This is a genomic window from Streptomyces sp. CoH27, from assembly GCF_020181035.1.
GTDB lineage: Bacteria > Actinomycetota > Actinomycetes > Streptomycetales > Streptomycetaceae > Streptomyces > Streptomyces camelliae.
In genome coordinates this window covers 88,982-107,223 of record NZ_JAIQYY010000005.1, presented here as the reverse complement: position 1 = coordinate 107,223, position 18,242 = coordinate 88,982, and the positions used below count along the sequence as shown (strand labels likewise).

Here is an 18,242-nt window from a genome sequence, read left to right as displayed (position 1 = left end):
CTCAGCGGTCCGTCACCACCGCCGCCTGCGGGCGGATCGGAAGACGGTTGACCGGGCGGCCCGTCGCCGCGCGCACGGCCGAGGCGATCGCCGCCGGTGCCGTCACCACCGGGACCGCGCTGACGGACTTGGCGCCGAAGGGGGCCACCACGTCCCGTTCCTCCACCAGCTTCACGATCTGGAGGTCCGGCGCGTCCAGGGCGGTCGGGAGGGCGTAACCGGTCAGGTCGGGGTGGCGGACCAGGCCGCGCGGGGTGCGGAGGTTCTCGGTCAGGGCGATGCCGATGCCCTGTGTCACGCCCGCCTCGATCCGGGCCTCCAGCTGGGCCGGGTTCAGGATCCGGCCGACGTCCTGGGCGAGCGCCAGTTCCACCACCCGCACCGAGCCCAGCTCGATGTCGACGTCCACCACCGCGCGGATCGCGCAGAAGGCCAGCCCGACGAACGCGTCGCCCTGGCCGGAGGCGCTCAGCGGCTCGGTGGGATGCGGGCGGCACTGCGCCGTGGCCCACAGCTCCTTGCCCTCCATCGCCTCCGTGACGGTGGTCGACAGGACGCCGTCGTACGACGTGATCTTGCCGTCGGTGATCTGGAGCAGCTCCGTGGACATGCCGAACTTGTGGGCGAGGGGCTGGAGAAGCTGGGTGCGGACCATCTTGGCCGCCCGCTCGACCGCGCCGCCCGACACCCAGGTGTGCCGACCCCGGCAGCCCGCGCCGGCCGGTGGCTGGTCGGTGTCGACCGGGGCCACGTGGACTTCCTCGATGCCGAGGGTCTCCTGGACGATCTGGCGGGCGAGGGTCGTGAAGCCCTGGCCCGTCTCCACAGCCGCGCAGAGCACTGTCGCCACGCCGTCGTGGACCTTCACCGTGGCCGTGGACACCTCGTCGGCGCCCTCCGCGCCGAGCATGTGGACCATGCCGAGGCCGTAGCCGACGCCCCGGCGCACCGCGCCCGGTTCGCCCGCGCCCTCGGGGCCCCCGGGCAGCAGCCAGTCCTCCTCGGGCGTGTCCTTGGGCAGCGCCGGGAGCGGGAAGTCCCGTACGGCCTGGAGGAGTTCGGCCACCGGGGCCGGGCAGGTCACCGTCTGGCCGATCGGCAGGACGTCGCCCGTGGCGAGCGCGTTGCGCAGCCGCAGCTCGGCCGGGTCCAGGCCGAGCTTCTTCGCCAGCTTGTCCATCTGCGCCTCGTAGGCCGCGCACACCTGCATCGCGCCCTCGCCGCGCACATGGCCGGAAGGCGGGTTGTTGGTGCGCACCGCCCAGCCCTCGATGAAGGCGTTCGGGACGACGTACGGGCCGCACGCGAAGGAGACGGCGGCGGCGAGCGCGTCGGCGGAGGTGTCGGCGTACGCGCCCCCGTCCAGCAGGATCTGCGCCTCCACCTTCACCAGCCTGCCCTCGGCGTCGGCGTGGTGGCGGTAGCGCAGCAGGGTGGGGTGGCGGTGGGTGTGGCCGAGGAAGGACTCCTCGCGCGTGGCCGTGAGTTTCACCGGGCAGCCGGTCTTGAGGGCGAGCAGGCCGAGCGGGAGCTGGAAGCCCTGGTCCTCGCGGTCGGCGGTGGCGCCGGGCACCCCGGTGACGACGATCTTCACCCGATCGGGGGACAGCCCGTAGCAGGCCGCGGCGGTGTTGCGGTCGGTGTGCGGGTCGGTGGAGCCCAGGTACAGCTCCACGCCGCCGTCGGGGCGGGGCACGGCGAGGCCGGCCTCGGCGCCGATGGGGGCGGGGTCCTGGCGGCCGATGCGGTACTGGCCCTCGACGACGACCTCGCCGACCGCCGACGGGTCGCCGTGGTGCAGGGGGATGTGCCGGATCAAGTTGCCGTCGGGGTGCAGGGGTTCGGCCTCGAAGGCGCGCTCCGGGTCGGTGACCGGATCGAGTACTTCGTACTCGACGATGACGGCGGCGGCGGCCATCCGCGCGGTGTCCGGGTGGTCGGCGGCGACGGCGGCGATGGGCTCGCCGTGGTGGCGTACGACTTCGGAGGCGAACACCGGGCGGTCCGGGGTGCCCCGGCCGTGGCGCGGGGTGCCGGGGACGTCCTCGTGCGTGATGACGGCCCGTACGCCGGGCATCTCACGCGCGTGCGTGGTGTCGATGTTCACGATGCGCGCGTGCGCGTGCGGGGAGCGCAGGACGGCCGCCCACAGCAGGCCCTCGGCCCACAGATCGGCGGCGTACGGGAAGGTGCCCTCGGTCTTGGCACGGGCGTCGGCGTGCGGCAGGGACGCGCCGAGGCCGTGCGGCAGCGCCTCGGCCTCGGGGGTGATCTCCGCGGCGGTGGTCGCCGTGGCGGCTTCGTTGCTCACACCTGGCCTCCGTCCTGGCCGTAGTGCTGGTCGTACGACGTGCCGTGCGGGTCGTGCGTGCCGTGCGGTCCCGGCGTGCCGTACGGGTCGGACGAGCTGTAAGGCTCCGGTGTGTCGAACACGCCGGGTGCGTCGAACGCCGACGGGTTGACGCCGCCGGAGCCGGGGCCCGCCTGGTGCGGGATACGTGCCTCGTCCGCGTTCGTCTCAGCGCCGGCGGCGTGCGCGTCCGCGCGCTCGGCGACGACCTCCTGGACGGCCCGCAGGACGCCCCGGTAGCCCGAGCAGCGGCACAGGTTGCCGCACAGCGCCTGCCGGGTCTCCAGCTCGGTCGGCGCGGGGTTGCCCTCCAGCAGGTCGTGCACGGTCATCGCCATGCCCGGCACGCAGAAGCCGCACTGCACGGCACCGCACCGGGCGAGCGCGCGCTGCACGTCGGAGGGCTGCCCGTCGACGGCGAGGCCCTCGACGGTGCGCACCTCGCTGCCGGCCGCGGTGACCGCCGGGACCAGGCAGGAGGCGACCAGCCGGCCGTCGACCTGGACGTTGCAGGCCCCGCACTCGCCCTGCGAGCAGCCGTCCTTGGCGCCCGCGAGACCGAGCCGTTCGCGCAGCACGTACAGCAGCGACTCGCCGATCCAGGCGTCGGTGACGGGCCGGTCGGCGCCGTTGACGCGCAGCACGTAGGAGGCGAGGGGGTGGTCGTCGTGCGGCGGGAGGGGTACGGCGCCTTCCTCGGCGTCCTCGCCGTCGGCCGCCTGCGCGGGGGCGGTGTCCGGGCCGGTGTCCGACGCCGGGTCCGCCATGGGCGGCTGAGGCGCCGGGGAGTGTCCGGGGTCCCCAGGGGCGCTGTCGGCGGATGCCTCGGCGGATTCCCCGGTGGGTTCCGGTGTGTCGTGCGGCGCGCCCGCGTCGGTTCCGGCGGGGTGTGCTGTGGCCGCCGGGTCCGGGTGTACGGCCGTGTCCGCCGGGTCGGCGGGGGCCGCCGCGCCGGCCGTGTCCGCCGCTGTGGCGGCCTGCGGTGCGGCGACATGGGGTGCGGGGCCCTCGTGACCCGCCGGGACGTCAGCGGGGTCCTCAGGGGCCTGGGTGGGGGCGTGCGGGTCGGCGGAGGCGTGCGCGTCCGCAGGCTGACCCCGACGGTCGGCCTCCGCGTGACCGGCTCCGTCGTGACCGGCCCCGTCGTGCTCGAACTCCGCGTGACCGGCCCCGTCATGCTCGAACTCCGCGTGACCGAACTCCCCGTGCCCCGCCGCCTCGTGAATCGTCTCCGCGTGAGCCGGCTCCGGGTACCCCCCGGGCGCATGCCCGTACCGCTCCTCGCGCGCGTGCCCGTACCGCTCCTCGGCCGTGTAGGCGTCCGGCGCCGGTGCGTCGCCTGCGGGGTGCGCGGGGTGTGCGCCGGTGTGGTCCGGGAGCGGAGCGGAGTCCACGTCGGCCGGGGTCCGGCCCCAGGCGGTGCCCGCGCCGTCCGTCGCCCAGGGTGCGGGCGCGCCGCCGGGCAGGGTGGCCGGCGGAGTGCCGCCCCACTGCTCGACGAGGGACGATGTGGTGAACTCGCCCGATTCGTCCGGCAGATCACCGCCGGCGACGGGAATGGACCACTGTCCGGTGACGTCGTGTCCGGGGGCGGCCGGGGCGGCGGGCTCCTCGAAGGTCCACTGCTGAGTCGCGCCGGGCTGGTAGGTGAACCGGTCGTCCGCGCTCTGCGGCTGCGGCACGGCATTCGGATCGGGCCACTCGGTGCCGCCCGCGGGCGCGCCCCAGGTACCGGCCGCGGCGGGCTCGCCGGTGCCGGGGTGGGCCGTTATCCGCGGCGGTACGTAGCCGTGACCCGGAGCGGCCAGCGGGCTGTCGCCGGACAGCAGGGCGTCGATACCGCCCTCGGGGAGCTGGACGAAGGCGGTGGCGCCGTCGTCGTAGTCGCCCTGGGGCAGCGGGTCCCAGCGGCCGCCGCTTCGGGGCGTGCCCTCTCCGTGCTGGTCGTCGGTCACGACAGCGCCCTCCCCAGTGCTCGTCGGGCCAGCGCGGCGACGGTGCGCCGCAGGTGCAGTACGGCCGGCGGAAGCGCGGGCACCGAGCCGTCGGGCTCCGGTGCCGGGTCCGGGATGCAGGCCGCGGCGACGTACTCACCGAAGGCGGTCAGGGCCTCGGGCACGATCGCGCGGTCGTTGTCCCAGTCGATGAGCTGCGCGACCCACTGCTCGGCCTCCAGCGGGCGCAGCGGCATCGGCGCTATGGCACCGACGGCGCACCGCACTCCGCGCCGGGCGGGGTCGAGGACGAGGGCCACGGAGGCCAGCGCGCGGCCCGGTCCGGTGCGGCCGGTGGCCTTGAGGAAGACCTGTGGGGCGTGCAGCAGGGGCACGCGCACGTAGCCGATGAGTTCGCCGCCGCGCAGCATCTCCATGCCGGCCAGCAGGTGCGACACCGGGATCTCCCGGCGGGCGCCGGCCGGCCCCGCGATGATCAGCGTCGCCTCCAGGGCGGCCAGTACCGGCAGCGCGTCGCCCGTCGGAGCGGCCGAGGCGATGTTGCCGCCCAAGGTGCCCGCGTTGCGGATGTGCGGCGGGCCCGCGGCGCGCGCGGCGGCGGCGAGCGCCGGGATGAGGGCCGCGAAGTCGGGGCGGCCCATACGCGCGTGCGTGAGCCCCGCGCCGAGCAGCGCGTGGCCGTCCTGGTACTGCCAGCCGCGGATCTCGCTGATCCGCCCGAGGCCCACCAGGGCGGCAGGCCTGAGCTGGCCGGAGTTGACGGCGGCCATCAGGTCGGTGCCGCCCGCGACGGGCACGGCGGCGGGCTGGGCGCCGAGGGCCGCCACCGCCTCGTCCAGCGTCGTGGGCAGCGTGACGGCCTGCGCCGCCTGCGGTGCGTGCGTGGTCAAACCGGCTGCCCCTTCCCGCTGCCCCACCTGGTCCCACCTGTGTGGCCGTACGGTACGTGCTCACAGGGCGGACGTGGCAACTCTGGCACATCTTCGCAAGGGCCGAACGCGGGGGTCCGCTAGCAGGCGGTAAGAGGCAGTAGGAAGCATTCGCCCACCTCATCATGGAGATGGACCGTTTTCGCACGGCATCACCGGTGCGCGGTGATTGACACTCTTCGGTGACTCTTGGCGCGTTTATCACCACGCGTTCGGGGCGATCGCGCGTCCGGGGCGGTCACTTGTGCGACGGCGGTCATCTGTGCGGGCGCCGTCACCTGTGCGGGGGCGGCCCCTCGATCGGGCGACCGAGGACACCGGGGCGCCTCTGCCACGGCCTGGGCCCGGCGGGTGGCCGGTAAGCGACGCCGAGGGCGTCAAGTCGCGCGTAGTGGGCGGCCATACGGGCCTCGAAGCCGGCGAAGTCCCGTTCCCCGGGCGGAGGCAGCGGGCTCCAGGCCACCTCGGCGAAGGCCGCGAGCCGGGGGAAGGTCTGGTAATCCACGCGCGCGGTATCCTCCAGCACCTCGGTCCACACGTTGGCCTGGGTGCCCAGCACATGCCGGGCCTCGGCCTCGGTGAGCCCGTCCGGGACGGGCTCGAACCGGTAGACGTCCTCCAGGGTGCGCACGAAGCCGATCGGCACCGGCTCGTCCTCGCCCGGGGCCTGACGGTGGTCCAGGTACACGTACTGCTCCGGGCACATGACGACGTCGTGCCCGGCCCGCGCGGCGGCGATCCCGCCGCCGTAGCCGCGCCAGGAGGACACCGCGGCGCCCTTGGCGAGCCCGCCCTCCAGGATCTCGTCCCAGCCGATCAGGCGCCGCCCGCGCGCGGAGAGCCACGCGTCGAAGTGCCCGATGAACCAGGACTGCAAGCCGTCCTCGCCGTCGAGCCCGAGGTCCGCGATCCGGGTCTTGGCGGCCACCGACTCGGTCCACTGCTCCTTGCGGCACTCGTCGCCGCCGACATGGACGAACTGTGAGGGGAACAGCTCCAGAATCTCCTCGAACACCCCCTCGTAGAAGCGCAGGACGGTGTCGGTGGGGGCGAGTACGTTGGCGGAGATTCCCCAGTTGTCCCAGACGGTGAGGGCGGTGGTGTCGATGACGTCGGTGTTGCCGAGTTCCGGGTACGCGGCGATGGCGGCCTGCGAGTGGCCGGGTACGTCGATCTCCGGGACGACGGTGATATGCCGCTCGGCGGCGTAGGCGACGATCTCCCGGATGTCGTCCTGGGTGTAGTAACCCCCGTGCGGCCTCTCGTCCCACAGCGGCGATGCCCGGTGGCCGAATTTCGACCGCGTCCGCCAGGAGGCGGTCTCGGTCAGTTTCGGGTACCGCCTGATCTCGATCCGCCAGCCCTGGTCATCGGTCAGATGGAAGTGGAAGACGTTGAGTTTGTGCACGGCCATCAGGTCGAGGTAGCGCAGCACGCCTTCCTTGGGCATGAAGTGCCGGGCGACGTCGAGAAGCAGACCGCGCCAGCGGAATCGGGGGGCGTCCTCGACGGCGAGGGCCGGGAGCTCCCACGGCCCGTCCGGCCGCAGCGGTGCCCGGCGGAAGGCGTCGGCGCCGAGCAGTTGACGGAGGGTCTGGGCGCCCCAGAAGACACCGGCCGGGCCGCCGCCCTCGATGCGGAGGGGCTGCTCGTCGGTGACCAGGCGGTAGCCCTCCGGGGGCAGGCCGGGATCGATGCCCAGCACGATCCGGTTCGGTCGGTCGGCGGCCTCGGGGAACGGCAGGCCGGTCGCGGCGCCCACGGTGGCCCGCAGCCAGCGCGCGGTGCCCTCCGTGCCGGGCCGCGTCTCCAGTGCCGTACCGCTGTCCACGCGCGCGATGCCGGACGAGTGCCGCAGGACGCTCGCCGGCGCGGGAATCACATCAGCCATGTCAGTCCTTCACGCGCTCGTTGCAGCATACGCAATGACCGTTTCGCTCCGCACAACACCTCGGAGGCTAGGACTACACGAGCATGCCCACAAGAGGTCTGCACCACTTCCCGACACGCAAAAGCCCTCGGGATGCGCCGGAGCGCGCCCCGAGGGCTTCAGGAACGTCGGACGGCAGGGGGACTACTTCTTGTCGCCGCCCTTGTCGTCGCCGCCGCTGCCCATGGACTCGTAGATCTCCTTGCACATGGGGCACACGGGGTACTTCTTCGGGTCGCGGCCCGGCACCCACACCTTGCCGCACAGCGCCACGACGGGGGTCCCGTCGAGGGCGCTCGCCATGATCTTGTCCTTCTGGACGTAGTGGGCGAAGCGCTCGTGGTCGCCGTCGCCGTGGGACACCTGCGGCGTCGGCTCTACGAGGGTCCCCGTACCAGTCCCGCGCTCGGGCTCAAGAGTGCTCATACCGCCCAGGGTACTGAAGCGCACAGGCATCAGTTGAGCGAAGGGTCGTCCGGGTATGTGGCCACCATCGCCAGCTCGTTGCGCTGACGGCGCAGCACCTCGCGCCACAGCCGTTCCGGAGCCGGCGAGGAGACGTCGCCGGGCTCGGACTCGACCACGTACCAGGCCCCCTCGACCAGCTCGTCCTCCAGCTGTCCGGGGCCCCAGCCGGCGTACCCGGCGAAGATACGCAGGGAGCCGAGGGCCGAGGCGAGCAGCTCCGGCGGGGCCTCCAGGTCGACCAGGCCGATCGCGCCGTGCACCCGGCGCCAGCCGAGCGGGGCGCGGTCGCCGTTCGCGCCGCCCGGGATGACCGCGACGCCGAGCGCCGAGTCCAGCGAGACGGGGCCGCCCTGGAAGACCACCCCGGGCTCCCCGGCGAGGTCGGCCCAGCCCTCCAGGATGTCCCCCACGTCCACCGGGGTGGGGCGGTTGAGGACGACACCGAGGGAGCCCTCCTCGTCGTGGTCGAGAAGGAGCACCACCGCACGGTCGAAGTTCGGGTCCGCCAGAGCGGGTGTGGCCACGAGCAGCCGCCCTGTGAGCGAGGACACCTCGGTCATGCCAGACATGATCCCGCATATTCGCCGGGCGTGGGGAGCCAATGCGGGGGCAAACAGGGGTGCGCAGCTCAGCGCCCAGGTGGGCGAGGCCCGGCGCACGCCCGCCTCCGGTGACCCCATGTGCCCGATAGAGCACGTTTCGTGTTGTGACACATCTATGACGATCCTTGGCAGTCCTCGGGCTTACGAGCGGGGGGTGATCGGCGACTACGCTGTCTCTCCCGGCCCGCGCGCAACAGTGATCGGCCGCCCCCTGCCCAACTCATCGGAACGCGAGATTCATGACCGTCAACGACGATGTCCTGCTTGTCCACGGCGGAACCCCGCTTGAGGGCGAGATCCGTGTCCGCGGTGCGAAGAACCTCGTACCGAAGGCCATGGTCGCAGCCCTGCTGGGCAGCGGCCCGAGCCGACTGCGCAACGTTCCGGACATCCGTGATGTGCGCGTCGTGCGCGGCCTGCTTCAGCTGCACGGGGTGACGGTCCGTCCCGGCGACGAACCCGGCGAGCTGATCATGGACCCGACGTACGTCGAGAGCGCCAACGTGGCTGACATCGATGCCCACGCCGGTTCCAGCCGTATCCCGATCCTCTTCTGCGGCCCCCTGCTGCACCGTCTCGGCCACGCGTTCATCCCGGGCCTCGGCGGCTGCGACATCGGCGGCCGGCCGATCGACTTCCACTTCGACGTGCTGCGGCAGTTCGGCGCGACGATCGAGAAGCGGGCCGACGGGCAGTACCTGGAGGCGCCGCAGCGGCTGCGGGGTACGAAGATCCGGCTGCCGTACCCGTCCGTGGGCGCGACCGAGCAGGTGCTGCTGACGGCCGTACTCGCCGAGGGCGTCACGGAGTTGTCCAACGCGGCCGTCGAGCCGGAGATCGAGGACCTCATCTGCGTGCTGCAGAAGATGGGCGCGATCATCGCGATGGACACCGACCGCACGATCCGCATCACCGGTGTGGACAAGCTCGGCGGCTACACCCACCGTGCCCTCCCGGACCGCCTGGAGGCCGCGTCCTGGGCTTCCGCGGCCCTCGCGACCAACGGCAACATCTACGTCCGCGGCGCCCAGCAGCGCTCGATGATGACGTTCCTGAACACCTACCGGAAGGTGGGCGGTGCCTTCGAGATCGACGACGAGGGCATCCGCTTCTGGCACCCGGGCGGCCAGCTGAAGTCCATCGCGCTGGAGACGGACGTGCACCCCGGTTTCCAGACCGACTGGCAGCAGCCGCTGGTGGTGGCCCTGACGCAGGCCACGGGGCTGTCCATCATCCACGAGACGGTCTACGAGTCCCGGCTGGGCTTCACCTCGGCCCTGAACCAGATGGGCGCCCACATCCAGCTCTACCGCGAGTGCCTGGGCGGCTCCGACTGCCGCTTCGGCCAGCGCAACTTCCTGCACTCCGCGGTGGTGTCGGGCCCGACCAAGCTCCAGGGCGCCGACCTGGTCATCCCCGACCTGCGCGGCGGCTTCTCGTACCTCATCGCCGCCCTGGCGGCCGAGGGCACGTCCCGCGTCCACGGCATCGACCTCATCAACCGCGGCTACGAGAACTTCATGGAGAAGCTCGTGGAGCTGGGGGCCAAGGTGGAGCTTCCCGGCAAGGCGCTCGGCTGACTGTCGGCATCTTCACGCCACCCCGGCCCGGGCCAGCACCGCCCCCGGCCGGGGGTCCGGGGGTTGCCCCCGGGCAGGCACAGCACGCCACCCCGGCCCAGGGCAGCACCGCCCCCGGCCGGGGTCCACTACGACAATGGGGCGGCCCCTTGGCGAAAGGGGCCGCCCCATTGTCGTTGTCCACGCCCGCTGTGGACGCGCCCCGAGGGGCGCGGGGCTGTGTCCATCTGCGGCTGCGTCGCGTGGGCGCGACCAGCCACAGACAACACACTGCCCACGGCGCTCACATCGAACGGCGCTCCAGTGGACCGGCGCCCGAAGCGGAGCGCTTACTTGCCCTTGGCCGCTTCCTTGAGCTTGCTGCCCGCGGTGACCTTCACGCTGTAGCCGGCGGGGATGTTGATGGGCTCGCCGGTCTGCGGGTTGCGCGCGGTGCGAGCGGCACGGTGGGTGCGCTCGAAGGTCAGGAAGCCGGGGATGGTGACCTTCTCGTCGCCCTTGGAGACGATCTCGCCGACGGTCTCGGCGAACGCGGCCAGCACGGCGTCGGCGTCCTTGCGGGTCACCTCGGCGCGGTCGGCCAGCGCGGCCACCAGCTCACTGCGGTTCATGTTGTTACTCCCGTGTTTTTCTTGCCGTTGGGGTGTGCCACGCGGCGGAGCCGCCCAGGCACTGCGATGCCGATGCGCTCGCGCCCAGGGACGCATCCTGCCCCTACCTGCGGCGGGAAAGCCAATCCGGCACCCGTAGGAGTCGTGAGAACACCCTGGGGAGTCACACGAAAAGCGCCCGCTCGGCGTCACCCTAGAGGGCGCCCGGCATCGGCTGGTTCCACGACGCGCCGGTGCAGGGGCCGCCGTGGTGATCCTCACAGCCCCTGCACAGTACGTCACGAGGTGGCTAGGCCGTCGCGCCCGCCGCCTTCGCGGCCTCGCGCACCGCGCCCGCCACCGCGCCCGCGACCTTGTCGTTGAAGACGCTCGGGATGATGTAGTTCGGGTTCAGCTCGTCCTCGGTCACCACGTCGGCGAGGGCCTTGGCGGCGGCGAGCATCATCTCCGTGTTGACGGTGCGGGACTGGGCGTCCAGCAGGCCGCGGAAGACACCCGGGAAGACCAGCACGTTGTTGATCTGGTTCGGGAAGTCCGAGCGGCCGGTGGCCACGACGGCCGCCGTCTGGCGGGCGATCGCCGGGTCCACCTCGGGGTCGGGGTTCGCGAGCGCGAACACGATGGCGCCGTCGGCCATGGCGGCCACGTCGTCGCCGTCGAGGACGTTCGGGGCCGAGACGCCGATGAAGACGTCGGCGCCGCGCACGGCCTCCTTCAGGGTGCCGGTCAGGCCCTCGGGGTTGGTGTTGTCGGCGATCCAGCGCAGCGCCGAGTCGGCCGGGGCGTCCACCAGGTCGGCGCGGCCGGCGTGCACGACACCGTGGATGTCGGCGACGACGGCGTTCTTCACGCCCGCGGCGAGCAGCAGCTTGAGGATGGCCGTACCGGCAGCGCCGGCGCCGGACATGACGACCCGGATGTTCTCGATGGCCTTGCCCGTGACGCGCAGGGCGTTGGTGAGGGAGGCGAGGACGACGATGGCGGTGCCGTGCTGGTCGTCGTGGAAGACCGGGATGTCGAGGGCCTCGCGCAGGCGGGCCTCGATCTCGAAGCAGCGCGGCGCGGAGATGTCCTCCAGGTTGATGCCGGCGAAGCCCGGGGCGATCGCCTTGACGATCTCCACGATCGCGTCGGTGTCCTGGGTGTCCAGGCAGATCGGCCAGGCGTCGATGCCGGCGAAGCGCTTGAAGAGGGCCGCCTTGCCCTCCATGACGGGCAGGGCCGCCTTGGGGCCGATGTTGCCGAGGCCCAGCACGGCGGAGCCGTCCGTCACGACCGCAACGGAGTTGCGCTTGATGGTGAGGCGGCGGGCGTCCTCGGGGTTCTGGGCGATCGCCATGCAGACGCGGGCCACACCCGGCGTGTAGACCATGGACAGGTCGTCACGGTTGCGGATGGGGTGCTTGGACTGCATCTCGATCTTGCCGCCGAGGTGCATCAGGAACGTACGGTCGGAGACCTTGCCGAGAGTGACGCCCTCGATACCGCGCAGCTTCTCGACGATCTCCTCGGCGTGGGCCGTGGAGGTCGCCGCGATGGTGACGTCGATACGGAGCTTCTCGTGCCCGGACGCGGTGACGTCGAGGCCCGTCACCGAGCCTCCGGAGGACTCCACGGCGGTGGTGAGCTGCGAGACGGCCGTTCCGCTCGCGGGCACCTCCAGCCGGATGGTCATCGAGTAGGAGACGCTGGGCGCCGTTGCCATGGCCGACTTCCTCTGCTTTCACCGTGTCGCGAGTTGTGCTGTCCGATCGTCGCACCTACCGCGGAGTACGCGGTAGTCGGCTGAGATTGCGGACGTTTTGTTCATGAGCAGTGGTCGGTTTCGGAAAACCACTTCCACCATACGAGAAACGATCAGACAAAGAAAGAGGCCCACGTCACATCGGACGTGGGCCTCTCTCATGCTTTATGACACCGACCCGCCATGCTCGCCTCGCGGCAAGTGGTCCCTCGCAGGGACAAAGGTTGGGCCCGGGGGCTTGGATCGGGCCGGTGCCGTACCCAGGCTAACAAACGGATGCCCAGGGCCATTCCCCCTGCGGACAGTTCACAGAAAACTCAGTCCGTCGGTCCCGTCGGTCCCGTCGGTCCCGCGGTCCCGTCAGTTCCGTCAGTCCCGCAGAAGGTCCGGCACTCCGGCCGCGTCCGGCTCGTCCCGCTCCCCGGAGACCACGGTCAGCTGCTGGGTGGCCCGGGTCAGCGCCACGTACAGCACGCGCAGCCCCGCCGGTGACTCGTCGGCGATCTCCGCGGGAGAGACGACCACGGTCGCGTCGTACTCCAGGCCCTTGGCCTCCAGGCTGCCGAGCGCCACCACCCGGTCGCCGAGCCCGGCCAGCCAGCGCCGGGCCTCCTCGCGCCGGTTCATCGCGACGACCACGCCGACCGTGCCGTCGACGAGGTCCAGCAGCCGCTCGGCCTCGGCCCGCACGGCCTTCTCCAGCGACTCCCCTACGACGGTGAAGCGCGGCTCCACCCCGGTGGACCGTACGGCGGACGGCGCCTCGGCGCCGGGCATGGCCAGGGCGAGCACCTTGGCGGCCAGCTCGGCGATCTCGGCCGGGTTGCGGTAGTTCACGGTGAGCTGGAAGCGGCGCCGGGGCCGGGTACCGAGGGCCTCGTCGCGGGCCTCGGCCGCCTCGTCCGGGTCGGACCAGGAGGACTGGGCGGGGTCCCCGACGACCGTCCAGGTGGCGTGCCGGCCACGGCGGCCGACCATCCGCCACTGCATCGGCGTGAGGTCCTGCGCCTCGTCCACGATGACGTGCGCGTACTCGGTGCGCTCCTGCGCGAGCCGCTCGGCCCGCTCGCGCTGCGACTCCTCGCGCACTGGCATCAGCTCCTCCAGCCCGGTGAGGTGGTCCAGCGGGTCGAGCTCCCGCTTCTTCTTCGGGCGGGCCGGGACGCCGAGGATCGCCTGGAGCTCGTCCAGCAGGGCGATGTCGTGCACGGTGTGCCCGTCCCGCTTCAGCGAGCGGGCGACCCTGCGGACCTCGCCGGGGTTGAGGATCCGCCGGGCCCAGCGGCCGAGCCGCTTCTCGTCGGCCATGGCGGCGAGGACCCGCTGCGGGGTCAGCTCGGGCCACCAGGCGTCGAGGAACGCGAGGAAGGAGTCCTCGGAGGCGACATCCTCGTCGAAGGAGGAGCGCAGCTCGGCGGCCAGCTCCGGGTCGGTGTGCCGGCCGGCGGCGCCGGACCGCGCCCACAGCGCGTCCAGCAGCAGCTTGCGGGCGCGCGGGCGGAGCAGATTCACGGGCGCGGTGCCGCCGAGGGCGGTGCGGCGGACGTGTTCCAGCTCGGCCGCCTCCAGCTCCAGGCGGCGCCCGAAGGCGACGACGCGGAGGCGGGTGGGCGGACCGGTGACCGTCTGCTGCGGCTCGGCGTCCTCGTCACGGCCGGTGGGACCCAGCTCCAGGGCGCCCCGGGCCGCCTTCCGCAGGACCTTCAGCATCCGGTACGAGCCCTTGGCGCGGGCCACGGACGGGGAGTCGTACAGAGTCGCTTCCACGCCGTCGACCAGCGAGCCGATGGCACGGATGGCGACCTGGCCCTCCTCACCGAGCGAGGGCAGTACGCCCTCGGTGTACGCCACGAGGAGCGGGGTCGGCGAGACGATGAGGATGCCACCGGCGTACCGCCGGCGGTCCTGGTACAGGAGATAGGCGGCCCGGTGCAGCGCGACGGCGGTCTTCCCCGTCCCGGGTCCGCCCTCGACGTAGGTGATCGAGGCGGCGGGAGCCCGGATCACCAGGTCCTGCTCGGCCTGGATGGAGGAGACGATGTCCCGCATGGTGTGGGTGCGGGCCTGGCCGAGGGCGGCCATGAGGGCGCCGTCGCCGATGACGGGCAGCTCACGGCCGTCGAGGCGGGCGGTCAGCTCGGGCCGCATCAGATCGTCCTCGACGCCGAGCACGCGCCGCCCCTTGGACCGGATGACCCGGCGCCGTACGACCCGCCCGGGGTCGACCGGGGTGGACCGGTAGAACGGCGCGGCGGCGGGCGCGCGCCAGTCGATGACCAGCGGCGCGTAGTCCTCGTCGAGGACGCCGATGCGGCCGATGTGCAGGGTCTCGGCGATGTCGGCGGTGTTGTCGTCCCGCACGGCACCCTCGGCCGGCTCCACCGCCGTGTAGGCCCCGTCGGGCCCCTTCTTCCCGTCCTTGCCGAGAAGAAGATCGATCCGCCCGAAGAGGAAGTCCTCGAACTCGTTGTTGAGCCGGTTGAGATGGATCCCCGCCCGGAAGACCTGCGCGTCGCGCTCGGCCAGCGCACCCGGGGTGCCGACCTGGCCGCGCTTGGCCGCGTCGTTCATCAGGAACTCGGCCTCGTGGATCTTCTCCTCCAGCCGCCGGTACACCCGGTCCAGGTGTTCCTGTTCGACGCTGATCTCCCGGTCACGGACGGAATCGTGTGCGCCGTGTACCGAGCCGACCGCGGACTGCTGAACCTGAGCGGCCACCGGGCCCCCTTCTGACGTGCTGGGCAGCCGTCAACCGTACGCGAAGGGGCGCCATGAAAGCTACGGCAGGACAACTCCCCAGGGGCGCGGGGAACTGCGCGAACAACCACGACGGACCCGCAGGCGAGGCACGGCAGGACGCACCCCGATCCGACACGGGGGGCCTGGGGGCGCAGCCCCCATAAGGCGGCACCCCCTGCCAACAGCACCAATTCCGGCCAAGCCCGCCGCAGGCGCTACGCGTTCACTTGCACCAGCTTCTTGCCCTCGAAGGTGACGACCTCGAAGTGGTCGATCTCGTTCGGCTTGAAGGCCGTGGCGCCGCCGATGTAGAGCGGTTTCTTGGACTCCTCGGTCTGCGCGTCCGGGACGCCGTAGCCCCAGTCCGGGACGGACCACGACGACATGGTCACGCGCTGCCCGTTCTTGGCGACGGCCACCAGGGAGCACTTGAGCGGCCCCTTGACGTTCTTCAGCTCCAGGACGGCCTGGGTGCCCCATTCCTTCGGCTCCATGGCGACGGTCGCGCTGGCCTGGGACGCCGGGTCGGTGGCCGACTTCTTGTCGGGCATGGCGGAGAACGTCGTCTGGGCGGACGAGGCGGTGACCTGCCCGCCGCCGGAGCTGTTGCCGCTGTTGGCGGCGATGGCGGCCAGCGGCCCGGCGATGATCAGCGCGGCGGCCGCGGCGATCATGTAGAAGGAGCGGCGCCGCTTCTGGGCGCGCTTCTCCGCCACCTCGTCGACCAGCTTCTCCACGATCCGCGGGCTGGGCCTGGCGGACAGCGAGTCGCCGATCGCGGGCGTACTGCCGGAGCCCGGCAGATCCGCGAGCGCGGCGAGCATCGGCTCCATCCCGGCCAGCTCGTCCAGCTGCTGGGCGCACCACTCGCAGCCGGCGAGATGCGCCTCGAAAGCGGTTGCCTCGGCGTCGTCGAGAATCCCGAGGGCATAGGCGCCGACGGTCTCGTGTTCGCTGGGCACCGAAGAACCTGAACCGGGACTCATGGGCCCAGACATACCCGGACCACCAGGGCCATATCCCTGCATTCCCCCGTAACCGTTGCTCATCACGCCGTCACCCCCCGCTCCTCCAGTGCCAGCTTCATCGATCGCAGGGCGTAGAACACCCGAGAGCGCACCGTGCCGCTGGGAATGCCCAGCGTCTCGGCCGCCTCATTGACCGTACGCCCCTTGAAGTACGTCTCGACGAGGACCTCCCGGTGGGCCGGGGTCAGGTCGTCGAGCGCGTCCGACAGCGTCATCAGCCACAGCGCCTTGTCGATCTCGTCCTCCGCGGGGATGACCTCCAGCGGCGACGGATCGACCTCCTGCGGCCGGGCCTGCCGGCTGCGGTGGCCGTCGATGACGATGCGGCGCGCGACCGTCACCAGCCAGGGGCGTACCGAACCGGTCGCCCGATTGAGCTGACCGGCGTTCTTCCAGGCACGGATGAGCGTTTCCTGTACGACGTCCTCGGCGCGCTGCCGGTCACCGGCGACCAGCCGCAGGACATACGCGAGCAGAGGTCCGGCGTGCTCTCGATACAGCGCACGCATCAGCTCCTCATCTGGTTCCGAGGGCTGTGATGAGGACATGCGATGTCGGGCCCTCGATCCACGTTCATTGGCCACGGCCGCATCCTTGCGCACGCCCACCTCCGGTGTCCGGGGGTTCCCCCAGTCGGTCGCTCGCCCACCCGTACGGAAGTGGGGGCCGACGTGTTCAAACGGAGTTGGCGTTTTTCTTGAGGGCGACGAGCCGAGCGGGACATGAGCACACATTCCCCCCGCGCGATCTTTACATTTCCGACACATCGGAGGGGGCGACTCCGGGACGCCCGAGCTGCCCGCGCAGGGCGTCCGGGAAACCCGGTGTTACACAAATCACGCCCGCGCCAGGGCGGCCCGCCGCCGGTGCCGGGCCACCCGCTCCCGATTCCCACAGACCTCACTGGAGCACCAGCGCCTGCGCCGCCCCCGGGACGTATCCAGGTACACCAGCGGACAGTTGTCCCCTTCACACTCCCGTACGGCAGCCCGCGCGACGGGATCGGTGAGCAGCTCGACGGCGTCCCGGGCGACGAGGGCGAGCAGCGCGGAGCAGGAGGGCGGGTCGGCCAGCTCCCTGGCGAGCCGGCCGTCGGCACCGCGTACGGCACGGGGAGCCGGGGTTGCGGAACGGGCGAGGTCGTTGACGCGGGCGAGTGCCCGGTCGTACGAGCCGGTGTCCGGGGTTGTACCGCTGGGCAGCACCAACTGCCGTACGAGCCCCCGGAGTTCCTGGAACCGGACCACCCAGGGGCCCTCGGCGTGAGCGAGCGACGTACCGCTCGGCACAAGGCCCACGCCCCCGATCCACGCACCCAACGCCCCGACGCCGTCCAGCCGTTCGCCCGGATGCGAGGTAGCGAGGAGATCGAGACAGATCCGTCCGGCGTCGAATGCCATGTGCCTGTCACCGCCTAGGCAGGAACCGTGGGCTCTCCTCCTCACAGTGCCCGCCCGGACGCCGGGCCGGAAGCCCTCAGTCGGCACCAGGTGTCCGGCGCAGGACCAGGGAGACGAAGCCCCAGGTGTCCCGGTAGCCGCGCAGCCATTCGGTCCGGCGGGTGTGGGCCGTCTCCAGCACCTCCGCGCTGTCCGGATCGTCGGGATGGTCCAGGGCCCACGCGGCGAGCGACCCCCAGCAGGCCCATTCGTAGTCGTCCAGCTCCCGGCGCGTACTGACGTGCCCGTCGACCGGGATCCATCCGTCGGTGACGACCCGGTCCACGGTGTCCGCCAGGTCGGTGAAGTCCCCGAGCATCTCGACGGCCTCCTGCGACGGCGGACGCTCCCAGAACCCGTCCCCGACGAGGACACGGCCACCGGGAGCGAGGTGCTTGCGGGCCGCGGCGAGGGTGGGCAGCAGTCCGCCGAAGGCATGCGCGGCCCCGAAGCTGAGGACCACGTCGAACGGCTCCGCGGACGCGAACTCCTCGGCCTTCTGGTGGTGCAGGACGAGACGGTCCTGGACGCCGAGTTCGCGCGCCGCGGCGGCCGCCTGGTCCAGGGCGTCCTCGGAGAGGTCCACCCCCTCGGCGTGCGCATCCGGTCGCGCGGCCAGGGCACGCAGGAGCCATTCCCCTTGGCCGCAGCCGAGGTCGAGCACCCGCTCGTCCCCCTTCGGCAGGCCTCGCTCCAGCAGCCGGCGCACGGAGTCGTCGTCGAGCGGGGACTTGATGGGGTGTTCGGCATGAGCGATGCGGGAGATCTGTTCACGATTCACCGGGGCAGCGTGCCAACGGCAGTGCCCGCGCGCACGTCATTTACGACGGACCCCCGCTTCGGGGGAGACAACTGAGGAAATGAGGC

At 72.0% G+C, this 18,242-nt stretch carries 14 protein-coding genes; 1 reads left to right on the top strand and 13 read right to left on the bottom strand.

What is annotated here, in order from left to right; translation table 11 throughout:
- Position 1: 1 nt before the first annotated feature.
- From LE548_RS09310 to LE548_RS09285, 6 genes are all read right to left on the bottom strand, one after another.
- Entirely contained in the window at positions 2–2,311 is a 2,310-nt protein-coding gene (locus LE548_RS09310) for a molybdopterin cofactor-binding domain-containing protein (protein ID WP_225096197.1), read from the bottom strand.
- Entirely contained in the window at positions 2,308–4,305 is a 1,998-nt protein-coding gene (locus LE548_RS09305) for a 2Fe-2S iron-sulfur cluster-binding protein (RefSeq protein WP_225096196.1), read from the bottom strand. Before LE548_RS09305 ends, LE548_RS09310 begins: the two co-directional genes overlap by 4 nt.
- The gene (locus LE548_RS09300; RefSeq protein ID WP_225096195.1) at positions 4,302–5,195 is read right to left on the bottom strand and encodes a xanthine dehydrogenase family protein subunit M; all 894 of its coding nucleotides are present in this window, start codon (positions 5,193–5,195) and stop codon (positions 4,302–4,304) included. Before LE548_RS09300 ends, LE548_RS09305 begins: the two co-directional genes overlap by 4 nt.
- Before the next feature lie 313 nt (positions 5,196–5,508).
- A complete protein-coding gene (locus LE548_RS09295; protein WP_225096194.1) occupies positions 5,509–7,125 on the bottom strand; it encodes a beta-N-acetylhexosaminidase in 1,617 nt (538 codons plus the stop codon).
- Between the two features lie 183 nt (positions 7,126–7,308).
- Positions 7,309–7,590: a DUF3039 domain-containing protein gene (locus LE548_RS09290; RefSeq protein WP_031159440.1), complete on the bottom strand. Its 282-nt coding sequence runs from the start codon at positions 7,588–7,590 to the stop codon at positions 7,309–7,311.
- Positions 7,591–7,619: 29 nt separating this feature from the next.
- On the bottom strand, positions 7,620–8,192 hold the full coding sequence (locus LE548_RS09285) for a YqgE/AlgH family protein (RefSeq protein WP_186581645.1): 573 nt from the start codon (positions 8,190–8,192) through the stop codon (positions 7,620–7,622).
- A gap of 281 nt (positions 8,193–8,473) precedes the next feature.
- On the opposite strand from LE548_RS09285, the gene murA reads away from it, so the two are divergent.
- Positions 8,474–9,814 (top strand): UDP-N-acetylglucosamine 1-carboxyvinyltransferase, encoded by a 1,341-nt coding sequence (murA, locus tag LE548_RS09280; protein ID WP_225096193.1) that lies wholly within the window; start codon positions 8,474–8,476, stop codon positions 9,812–9,814.
- A gap of 329 nt (positions 9,815–10,143) precedes the next feature.
- On the opposite strand, the gene LE548_RS09275 is transcribed toward murA, so the two are convergent.
- The 7 genes from LE548_RS09275 to LE548_RS09245 form a co-directional block, all read right to left on the bottom strand.
- A complete protein-coding gene (locus tag LE548_RS09275) occupies positions 10,144–10,425 on the bottom strand; it encodes an HU family DNA-binding protein (RefSeq protein ID WP_225096192.1) in 282 nt (93 codons plus the stop codon).
- A 289-nt stretch (positions 10,426–10,714) separates the two neighbouring features.
- Positions 10,715–12,130: an NAD-dependent malic enzyme gene (locus LE548_RS09270; protein WP_225096191.1), complete on the bottom strand. Its 1,416-nt coding sequence runs from the start codon at positions 12,128–12,130 to the stop codon at positions 10,715–10,717.
- 408 nt (positions 12,131–12,538) lie between these two features.
- The gene (locus LE548_RS09265; RefSeq protein ID WP_225096190.1) at positions 12,539–14,887 is read right to left on the bottom strand and encodes a UvrD-helicase domain-containing protein; all 2,349 of its coding nucleotides are present in this window, start codon (positions 14,885–14,887) and stop codon (positions 12,539–12,541) included.
- Between the two features lie 236 nt (positions 14,888–15,123).
- A complete protein-coding gene (locus LE548_RS09260; protein WP_225096189.1) occupies positions 15,124–15,906 on the bottom strand; it encodes a zf-HC2 domain-containing protein in 783 nt (260 codons plus the stop codon).
- Positions 15,907–15,956: 50 nt separating this feature from the next.
- Positions 15,957–16,544 carry a sigma-70 family RNA polymerase sigma factor gene (locus tag LE548_RS09255; protein ID WP_079173430.1) on the bottom strand — a complete coding sequence of 196 codons (588 nt, stop codon included), beginning with the start codon at positions 16,542–16,544 and terminating at the stop codon, positions 15,957–15,959.
- Positions 16,545–16,772: 228 nt separating this feature from the next.
- Positions 16,773–17,336, bottom strand: a complete 564-nt coding sequence (locus LE548_RS09250) for an ABATE domain-containing protein (protein WP_225096188.1) — start codon at positions 17,334–17,336, stop codon at positions 16,773–16,775.
- A 76-nt stretch (positions 17,337–17,412) separates the two neighbouring features.
- Positions 17,413–18,156: a cyclopropane-fatty-acyl-phospholipid synthase family protein gene (locus tag LE548_RS09245; protein ID WP_225096187.1), complete on the bottom strand. Its 744-nt coding sequence runs from the start codon at positions 18,154–18,156 to the stop codon at positions 17,413–17,415.
- Positions 18,157–18,242: the final 86 nt, after the last annotated feature.